The organism is Cytophagia bacterium CHB2, assembly GCA_030263535.1.
In the GTDB taxonomy this organism is placed as follows: Bacteria; Zhuqueibacterota; Zhuqueibacteria; order Zhuqueibacterales; family Zhuqueibacteraceae; genus Coneutiohabitans.
The window spans coordinates 1-9,617 of record SZPB01000251.1 but is presented as its reverse complement, the minus strand read 5'-3'; the positions used below and the strand labels follow the sequence as shown (position 1 = coordinate 9,617).

General features: G+C 54.0%; 8 protein-coding genes. 6 read left to right on the top strand and 2 right to left on the bottom strand.

Going from position 1 to position 9,617, the window contains the following annotated elements:
* Nucleotides 1-606, bottom strand: a 606-nt coding sequence (locus FBQ85_20750) for a GAF domain-containing protein (protein MDL1877568.1), incomplete at its 3' end; no start/stop codon positions are given.
* Between the two features lie 67 nt (nt 607-673).
* On the opposite strand from FBQ85_20750, the gene FBQ85_20745 reads away from it, so the two are divergent.
* The 6 genes from FBQ85_20745 to efp all read left to right on the top strand — a co-directional run bounded on the left by FBQ85_20745 (nt 674) and on the right by efp (nt 8,244).
* Nucleotides 674-2,287 carry a hypothetical protein gene (locus FBQ85_20745; protein ID MDL1877567.1) on the top strand — a complete coding sequence of 538 codons (1,614 nt, stop codon included), beginning with the start codon at nt 674-676 and terminating at the stop codon, nt 2,285-2,287.
* A 1-nt stretch (nt 2,288) separates the two neighbouring features.
* Complete coding sequence (locus FBQ85_20740) at nt 2,289-4,388, top strand: hypothetical protein (protein ID MDL1877566.1); 2,100 nt, start codon at nt 2,289-2,291, stop codon at nt 4,386-4,388.
* 38 nt (nt 4,389-4,426) lie between these two features.
* Nucleotides 4,427-6,292 carry a hypothetical protein gene (locus FBQ85_20735; GenBank protein ID MDL1877565.1) on the top strand — a complete coding sequence of 622 codons (1,866 nt, stop codon included), beginning with the start codon at nt 4,427-4,429 and terminating at the stop codon, nt 6,290-6,292.
* A gap of 68 nt (nt 6,293-6,360) precedes the next feature.
* Nucleotides 6,361-6,567 (top strand): hypothetical protein, encoded by a 207-nt coding sequence (locus tag FBQ85_20730; protein ID MDL1877564.1) that lies wholly within the window; start codon nt 6,361-6,363, stop codon nt 6,565-6,567.
* 52 nt (nt 6,568-6,619) lie between these two features.
* The gene (mtgA, locus tag FBQ85_20725; GenBank protein ID MDL1877563.1) at nt 6,620-7,639 is read left to right on the top strand and encodes a monofunctional biosynthetic peptidoglycan transglycosylase; all 1,020 of its coding nucleotides are present in this window, start codon (nt 6,620-6,622) and stop codon (nt 7,637-7,639) included.
* Nucleotides 7,640-7,683: 44 nt separating this feature from the next.
* Nucleotides 7,684-8,244, top strand: a complete 561-nt coding sequence (gene efp / locus FBQ85_20720; GenBank protein MDL1877562.1) for an elongation factor P — start codon at nt 7,684-7,686, stop codon at nt 8,242-8,244.
* A gap of 296 nt (nt 8,245-8,540) precedes the next feature.
* Here the strand turns inward: efp and FBQ85_20715 are convergent.
* A partial coding sequence (locus FBQ85_20715) for an ABC transporter permease (protein MDL1877561.1) occupies nt 8,541-9,617 on the bottom strand: 1,077 nt, incomplete at its 5' end.

Genomic DNA, 9,617 nt, shown 5'->3' with positions numbered 1-9,617 from the left:
CGGCAAGCCGTGTTGCGCAAGCAATGTTTGCTTGTAGTAATCATTTTCTTCGACAAGTTCCTGCATGCGACGCAAACGGCTCAATGCCGGCGCCACCAGTGCCGCGATTTGTACCAGCAGCGTCACGACAATTTCGCCCGCCACGAGTCTCTCCGTTTTCACCGCAATGAGCGCGCCGATAATTTCATCTCCCGAGACAATCGGCGCGCCGGCTGCGCTGAATGCCGCGCTGCCGAGCAACGCCAATCCTGGAAAACGATCATCTTCAGCCAACCACGGCGAAAGCAGCGGCGCACGATGTTTAAAAATCCAACCGGCGAGCATGCGTTGCAATTGGCGCAGCGTGTTGTCGCTATGTTCTTGCTCGGCGTCATGGCGCACCAGCGTGTGAAACAAGCCGGAAGACGTGACTTCGGTTTCAGCGTGGCCCGGGTTGAGCAACATCAAAGCGGCGCCGGCTGCGCCGCTAATCTCGGTCGCTGTTGCAACGGCTTTATTCAAAATTGTATCAACATTCGGCGCGGCAATTATTGTTTGCGCCAGACGATTGAGCGCCTGCAACGCAGCGAGGTTCTCTTGTAAGCCGGCGGTGTTTGTCTCTGCCATAAAAAATCCTGCATCGCGATTGAATATTCGATTTTGCTGCCTTGCACATTAAGCTTTTATTCAGGCAATGTCAAGGCAGCAAACCGATCGCGCCGCCGCGGATTCACAAAATTCCCCTTGGAATTCGGCGGCAATGCGCTATCTTTTTAGTGAAATTTATATGATCGAGGCCGCTATGGCAGCGCATTTTTGTGTTAGGGATTGTACCGAATTGAGCCGCGTGCTTAATCTGAGCAACAGCATCTCCCGGCGAAAGTTGAGACGAAGTATCATGTTTCTGCTGTTGCAATTGGTTTTTTTGTGCGATTCGGGTTTCAGTCAAATCGAGCGGCCGCGGGCGCCGGAGTTCGCGTTCAGCCAGTTTCGTTTGATTCCGATTCATCCGGCTGGTCGCCCCGCAAGCATGGGCGGCGCATTTATCGGCATTGCCGACGATGCCACCGCCGCTGCGATTAATCCCGCCGGCTTGAGTTTTCTCACGACGCCGGAAATCAGTTTGAGCCACTGCGCTAGCTGGCAGACATATGATTTTCCCGTGAGTCGTCGCGTGCAAAGCGAGGGTGAGCAGCGGCAATATGAACCGGTTTTCGATCAAACCCTCGTTAATGTCATCTATCCGCAATGGGGTTTCACCTTCGCCGTCTTTCGCCAAGTGGCCTTCCGTTCGGAATTCAGTTTTGATCGCCAGCAATTTGTGACAATCAACGCCAATCGCCCGCTGAGCATCGCGGAACAGTTCGGCGCTTCCGGCAATTTCGCGGGACGCACGAGCGAGCATTATTCCGAAGTTATTCATAATGCTTTTGTCGTCGCAAAAACGCTGCAACCTCGCGTGCACGCCGGCCTGGCGTTGCGCACAACGCAATTGCGGTTGCGCCTCGATGAACGCCAATACTTCGAGCCCGCTCTCTGGTTGCAGACGAAATTCAATGTGGCGCCGGATCAAATCACACCGCCGCGTGTCGAAGCGCTTTATCGCATCGATCATGTGCATCGCAATCAATTCAAAGCGAGTTTCAGTCTCGGGTTGCTTTTGGAAATCACCTCGAGTTTATCGCTTGGCATTGTTTATGACAACCTGCCGTCGTATGACGTTGAAAATCATCTCATCTACCCCGCATATACCTTGCCTGATCGCACGCCGAACGACGGTCTTGATGATGCCGTCTTTTTTAAACCGGAAGAGAAACGTTTACCGTTTACGCTGAATCTTCCGGATCATTGGGGTTTTGGCTTGAGTTGGGAGACCAGCAGCCGTTTGCTTTGTGCGGCGGATGTCTTGCTTTATCGCAGTCATTATTTGCTGCAAGGCTTGAATTTTGATTTGCCGCAAGATGATAGTCCGGAGGCCGGCTCCCGCTATCGTGATTCCGACGGTGAAGACGACGTTCGTATCAAAAATCATTTAGCGCTGCGCGCCGGTTTGGAGTATCGCCTGGCGGAGCTTGGCAAAATTTGGCTGCTGCGCGCGGGGTTTTATACAGAGCCGAATTTTGGGTTGCAGGCCGCTTCGCGCGATTCCAATCTGCAGCGCGAATTTCCGGATAAATCTGGCTTCGTTCATGTGACCTCCGGCGCCGGCGTTGTGCTCAACAATAAAGTCCGCTTCGAAGGGAGTGTTGACATTTGTCCGGCGCTCGGGCAGATCGGTTTCATCGGATCCACTGTGTTGAGATTGTAACATGACTTTACGAGCGGGCCGGTTTTTTATTGCACTTTTGAGCGTTGTGCTGCTCCCGGCAATTTCGGTGAGCGCGCAATGGTCAACGCATTATTTAAACGGCCTGAAAAAAGTCGATGAGAATCAATGGCAGGAGGCGGCAAACGAATTTCGCGCGGCTATTGCGATCAAAGCCGGGCCCAAGCGCAATGCCGTGAGTGAAGTCGGGCTGATTCCGTTTGATTATTTTCCGCATTATCAGCTCGGGCGCGCATTATACTTTCTGGGAGATTATGCCGCGGCAGTGGAGAATTTCGAACGCGAACTTGGCTATGCAGCAATTTCGGAAAGCCGGGCAGATCACAACAATTTGCTGCGCCTGCAGGAGACGGCAACCGCGCTGCTGAAATTGAGAAGAATTGAAACCACGAAAATTCCCTGGACGGATTTGCTGAATGCCAGCGCAAGCCGGGCAGAAAGCGGGGCGCGCAAAAGCATTGATTCACTGTTATCCGCCAATCCTGTCTTTGACGATGAGGGTCGCAGGCAAATTATGCGTTGGTTTGCGGAACATCCTGCGCCCGCGACCGGCACTCGCCCGAGTTCACCCGCCCTGACAGAATCGGATTCTTTGGCATTGCTGATGCAAGCCGCGCAAGCGGCCTATCTGCAGGGCCGCTATTTTGAGGCTTTGCAGCACTTCGAGCGTTTGCGCCAACTCGCGCCGAATGATGCTGTTGTTGCGGCATGGCAGCAGCGCGTGCAATTTGAAATCGCGCAGCTTAACGCGCCTGCCGCCCAACAAACCGCGCGCAGCGATACAATCACAAAAACCGAATTCGTGCGCGCCGGTTCGCCGGTTTTGGTGATTCGTGAGCCGGAAGCAGCCAACACCAGCATGCGCGCCGGGCAGCTCACGGTGCGCGGTTACGCCAAGGACGATTCCGGCATTGCTGCAATCATGTTTGCCGTGAATGGCGCAGCAATCCCGTTGCCGCCGGCCGAAAAGCAAGCCCTGCTGAAGCCCGATGCGGAAGGCAGATATAATTTTTCAATTAAAATTCCGTTGCGCCTGGGTGAAAATGAAATCGTTGTGACCGCGTATGATCTCGATCGCGAGCAACACGCCAGCACGGAACGGTTGCGTCTGCGCCGCTTGCCGCCGCTTTATCGCACCGCGCAATTTTGGCTGATCAGCGGCGTGGGCCTGGTGCTGGTGTTTGGCGCGCTGGTGGGAAACCGTATGATTCGCAATCGCATTGCATTTGTGCATCACTACAACCCCTACATTGCCGGCGCGCCCATTCGTACCGCGGAAATGTTCTTTGGCCGGCAACAGTTACTCGAACGCATCTTGTGTACGTTGCCCAATAATAGCTTGATGGTGTACGGCCCGCGCCGTATCGGTAAAACCTCGGTGCAGCATCAACTACTGCGCTTATTGCAGGAGCGCGAGGATCCGGTTTACCGCTTTGTGCCGGTGTTCGTAGATTTGCAGGGGGTTCCCGAAGAATTCTTTTTTGCGCATGTGATCGAGGAATTGCGGGAGCAACTTGGCGCGGAGATCGCAGCGGCCGCGCCGAAACCGGTTGCCCGCGCCGGTTATGGCCCTCGCGAGTTTGCCAATGATTTACGCAAAATCATCGGCCTGCTGCAGGCGCAACGACACGGCGCATGGGCGGCAAACAAAAAGATTCGCCTGGTTCTACTGCTTGAAGAAGTCGACGAGCTGAATCGCTATAGCGAGCGCACCAATCAGCATCTGCGTTCGATTTTCATGAAATCCTTCAGCGAGAATCTCGTGGCCGTGTTGACCGGCAGCAACAGTCGCAAACAGTGGGAAAGCGAATCAAGTCCGTGGTACAATTTTTTCGAACAGGTTGCCCTGCCGTTGTTGACGCGCGAGGAGACATTGCGGCTCATTCATGAACCGGTGAAAGGGTTTTTCAAATTTGACCCGGACGCGGCCGAGAAAATCTGGCTGCTTTCAGAGGGGAAGCCGTTTCTCGTGCAAAAATTTTGCGTGCGGCTGGTGAACCGCGCCATCGAGGCGCGACGGCGGGTCATCCCTGCCAGCGAAGTTGAGGCGATCCGCCTGGAAGTGGGGGAAGAAACGGCATAAACGCTGAAGAATAAATTCGATTCGTGACTTCAAAGGCAATGAGAAAAAAGCAGCAACAACAAATCAATCCGTTCGTCATCGGCCAGTGGGTGCGCGGGGAAAAATTTTTTGGCCGCGAAGATTTGATGGCGGAATTGCTCGAAGGCAGCCGCTCCGCCGTTTGGGTCGCAGGGTTGCGGCGCATGGGCAAAACCTCGCTGCTGCGCGAAATCGAGCGACGGGTTTTGCAGAATGCCCAATCGCCCTATTTACCGGTGTATTGGGATATGGAGGGCGCGAGCGATGATGCCACGTTGCGCGAGAGCCTGCTCGCGGCGCTAGATGAAACCTCGGGCCGTTTCGCCGCTGAAACCGATTGGGAAAAAACAAGGACGCCCGAGCTGCTGCGCAAAATTCAACAGGCTGCACGGCTGCAACAAAAAACATTGTTGTTGCTATGTGATGAAGTCGAAGCCTTGCTCGCCGTCGCGCAAGACGATCCACACGTGCTCGCGCGCCTGCGGCGCGTGATGCAAGGCAGCGAGAGGATGCGCTGTCTCATTACAGCGACGCGCCGCCTCACACGCCTGGAAACGCTTGCTGCCACGGAAACCTCGCCGTTCTTGCACGGCTTCACGCCGCCGCTTTATCTTCCACCTTTGCGGGAAAATGAATGCCAGGCGCTGCTCCGGCAAGGGGGATTTTCAGAGCCTTTGCAGGCTGAACTTTACCGCCGGAGCGGCGGGCATCCTTTCTTGATTCAGGTTCTGGCAAAACGCATGCTCGAGTTTGACGATCTTGAAGCGGCGTTCAGCAGCATGCAACACGATGACGCCTTGCTGAATTTTTTCAGAGTCGATTATCAGACTTTGCAGCCGGTTGAGCAAGCGCTGTTGCGTCGCTGCGCGCAAAGCGATTTGGCGTCAAGTGAAACGACCACCAACACGGTTTCACGCACAGCTTTGCAAACCCTGCGCGCACTCGGGCTTTTGTTGGTACAAGACGGCAAGCCGCATTTGCGCTCGCCGTTGCTCAAAACGTGGCTGTCCGCGGTAGCGGCGGATGATGCCACGAATGTGATCACGGCGCCGGCCTGGCGCGCATTGCAGCGCGGCGACCGCATCGGCGCATATGAAATTCTTCATGAAATTGCGCGCGGCGGCATGGGCGTGGTTTATTGCGGCCGCGATGTACATTTGCAACGCCTGGTCGCGCTCAAGCTCATCCACCCGGAGGCCACACGCGAAGCGTCGCAGCGCGCTCGGCTGCTGGCGGAGGCGCGCGCCCTCTCGCAACTCAATCATCCCAACATCGCCGTGATTTATACGGTCGAGTTCATCGGCGAGGCGCCGTGTTTGTGCATGGAATATCTTGCGGGAATGCGTCTGGATGACTGGGCGCACAATCCTGAAAAAAAATTCGCGGAGAAACTGGAGGTGGCGCGGCAAATCGCTTCAGCTCTGGCGGCAGCGCATCGCGCCGGCATCATTCACCGCGACCTTAAGCCGAGCAACATCATCGTCAATGCGCAAAATCATGCCAAGCTGCTTGACTTCGGTATCGCGCGAAAAGTTGATGCGGCGGAACGTTTAACGCAAACCGGCCAAATGCCCGGCACGCCCGCTTACATGTCACCCGAGCAAATCAGTAATCTCGAGGTGGATGAACGAAGCGATGTCTTTTCCTTGGGGGTCTTGTTTTATGAACTGTTCACTGGCCAACGGCCTTTCTCAGGCGACAATTTTTTTGCGCTGGCTTATGCCATCGTGAATGAAAATCCGATTTCAATCGAATCCTGGCAGATCAATTTACCGGAAGATTTGGTGAACTTGATCAAGCGTTCACTGCAAAAATTGCCGCAAAAACGCTTTGCCGATGCGCAAGAACTGCTGCTCGCGCTCGAGCAAGTCTCAAAAAAAGCTTGACTTTCCTGGGGCAAATCATTATATCGTATGCCGTTTATAAAATATAGATAATGTAATCTCAAGGAGGAGTGATGACTGGAGAAATCGGTCAAGTTGCCGGAAAAATTTGGCAAGCCTTGCAAGGCAAGGAAGATATGACGCCGACGAATCTAAAAAAAGCGACGGGTGCGGACGATAAGCTATTGTGGCTCGCGCTGGGCTGGTTGGCGCGTGAAGACAATATCGATATTGCCAAAAACAAATCGAGCTATAAGATCAATCTGAAAGCGAAATGAGAGCTCCGGCGCGTTTGCGAGCCCGGAAGGTAATTTGTCAGTTTGATGAATTATGAATTCCGAAGTTTCCCAGCCCTTTGCCGGGCGGAATGGCTCACGATTTTCGCCGCTGCGCAGACTCACCCCGCGCCAGCGGCGATTTTATTTTATAGCGATTATCCTGACTGTTTTGTTCGGCGGCGGTTGGTGGTTGATCTTCGACGGCTTGCCGAGTGCGGAGGAAATCCGCGCGTATCAACCGCAATCCACGGCGCCAGCCGGCAAAATCAATTGGGAGCGGCGATTCACGTCGCCAATTCGGCTCTGGGCGCCGGCCTCAAAGATTTCGAACAAGCTGAAACAGGCCGTCATCGTCAGTGAAGACGATTTGTTTTATCAGCACGATGGCCTCAATCTCGACATGATGAAAGAATCATTCGAGAAAAATCTCGCCAAAGGCCGTTACGTGCGCGGCGCGAGCACGATCACGATGCAATTCGCGCGCAATGCGTTTTTGCACAAGCAAAAAACCCTGCGCCGCAAAGTACGTGAGATCATTCTCACGCGCCGCATTGAAAAAACGCTTTCGAAAGATCGGATCTTGGAGTTGTATCTCAATATCGTCGAATGGGGCGACGGCATTTATGGCGCAGAGGCGGCGGCGCGGTTTTATTTCGGCAAATCCGCGGCTCATCTCGATTGGGCCGAGGCTTCACTGCTGGCGGGCATGCTGCCGAATCCCAAATACTTCAATCCTTATAAACGGATGAAGGCCTGCCAGCGCATGCAGAAGCGGGTCCTTTGGCTGCTGCAATTGCATCGCCACCTCACTGCGGAGCAGGCGCAGGCTCTGGAAGTGTCGGGCGTTCCGCTCGCGCAACGCGGCGTAGCGAAAGCGCCGCCGGCCGAAGTGGAAGCCGCAGCCAGCGACACGCTGGAAGCGGCGGAACTGTTGCGCACGATTGATTCATTGGCAATCCCGCCGAGCTCAACACCAGCCGCGGAAATACCGCAGGTTATCATGACGCTGGACAGCACGATCGACAGTTTGAATGCCGGAGCGCAATCCGACTCCAGTGCCCTTAAAAATTGAAAACACCGTTTCATCTCATAACTTGAACCAGAGGAGTTTGTTTCATGGCAGCAGCTTCCGATTTTCGCAATGGCATGGCGATCTTGCACAACAACGATGTTTGGGTAATCGTCGAATTTCAGCATTTTAATCCGGGAAACTGGCGCGCAATGGTGCGCACAAAATTAAAGCACGCCAAATCCGGCCGGGTCGTCGACCACACTTTCCGCATGTCTGATAAGATCGAAGAAGTCCAGCTTGAAGAAAAAGACATGCAATATCTCTACGAGGCCGACAACAATCTTTATTTTATGGATAATGAAACGTACGAGCAGACCTTCATCTCAGGAGATTTGCTGGGCGACCAAAAACGTTTCTTGAAGGAAGGCAATATCTGCCACGTTATGTTTTATGAAGGCAAAGCCATTTCCGCGGAACTGCCGTTCTTCATCGAATTCAAAGTTACCGAAGCCGAGCCTGCGGTGAAAGGCGATACCGCCACCGGCGTCATGAAAAACGCGGTGATTGAAACCGGCGCCAAAGTGCAGGTGCCGCTTTTTATCAAAGAAGGCGACAACATCAAAATCGACACCCGCACGGGCAAATATTTGGAGCGGGTGAAGTAAATTTTGTTTTGAAATTTTTGAGGGTTTGGAAAGATCGGCAACGGCTCTGCCGTTGCCTTTTTATTTCAAATGGTAGGAGAATCCAAATGAAAAAGCGTCGAATACAGCACCGTCTAACAAACTCAGAGTCCGTCAGGCGGCGATCGCAAGAATTTCCGGCATGGTGGGAAAAATGATGGTACCGTTCATCCGTCAAATAGATGGTATTGCCAAATCGATCCTGGACTTTCTCGCGCATCGCAATCTCCCCTCAAAAATTGAAACGAAAAACTACGCAAAAACGGTTAAAAGATTCTTCACTCCGCTTTCAGCGCAGGCAGCAACGGAATGCGCGCCGAGAAATGGACCGCCACCAGGCTGGCAAATATGCCGCTGGCGAACACGGCCAGCAACGTCAATGCAAGCGAGAACCAGGGAACTTGCGCGCCGCTGGCGGCAAGATGCGGAGCAATGGCGAGCAGAGCAGATAAGCTTCCCAGCACGAGGCCGGTGAAGATCAAAAAACCGTTCTCAAACAACAGCATGTGGCGCAGCGTTGCCTCACGAAATCCGAAGGCGCGCAACGTGGCCAACTCGCCGCGGCGTTCGATCACATTGCGCAACAGAATGATACCCAATCCGAGCGTGCCCAGCAGCAACCCCAGCCCGCCGAGCGTCTGGAAGACGGAGAGATAAGTATTTTCGACTACCTGAAAGCCCGCCAGCTTTTCACTGGTCAGTGTGGCATCGAAGCCATAATCACTCAAATCGCGTTCGAGCGCCTGCGCGAGAGCTTGCGCCTGCGCCAGCGGCGCTTCCAGCAGAAAATAGGAATACCCGCTTTGACCCGGAAAGTGCTTCACAAAATTCTCTTCCGAAATCAAAATTTCGCTTTGAAAAATGCTGGATTGCAGCAAAGCGACAAACCGCAGTTTGATTTCCTCGCCGAATTCGTTCTTCATCACAAAATCCTTCCCCAAGCCCAAATGTAAAATCCAGCGCGCAGAATTATAATCGCCGATAGCTGGAATCACGCCCGGTTCTGATTCCTGTTCGAGTAAAGGCCACGGATTTGCGGCAGCGCCATCAAGCGTTTCTTGAAACGCGAACCCACCGCGCTCGATTTGCGCCGCCGGTACGCCGAGAATGCGGGGCTTTTGCGGGCGATAAAGATTCAAACAGCTCGCGTCCTCACCGGGCAGCAAGCGCATGGGGATCACTTGTGAAAGATGCGCCAACGCCGAATCGTCTTCTGCAATTCCCAATTCCGATCTACCGCCCTCCGTATTCAAATCCTGGTGCAAGGGCACAGCCGATTCCGCAACCAGGGTAAATCCGCCGCCTCCGGAATTTTTGAGCAGCACTTCAGCGCCAAATTCGCGGCGGCTCGCGCC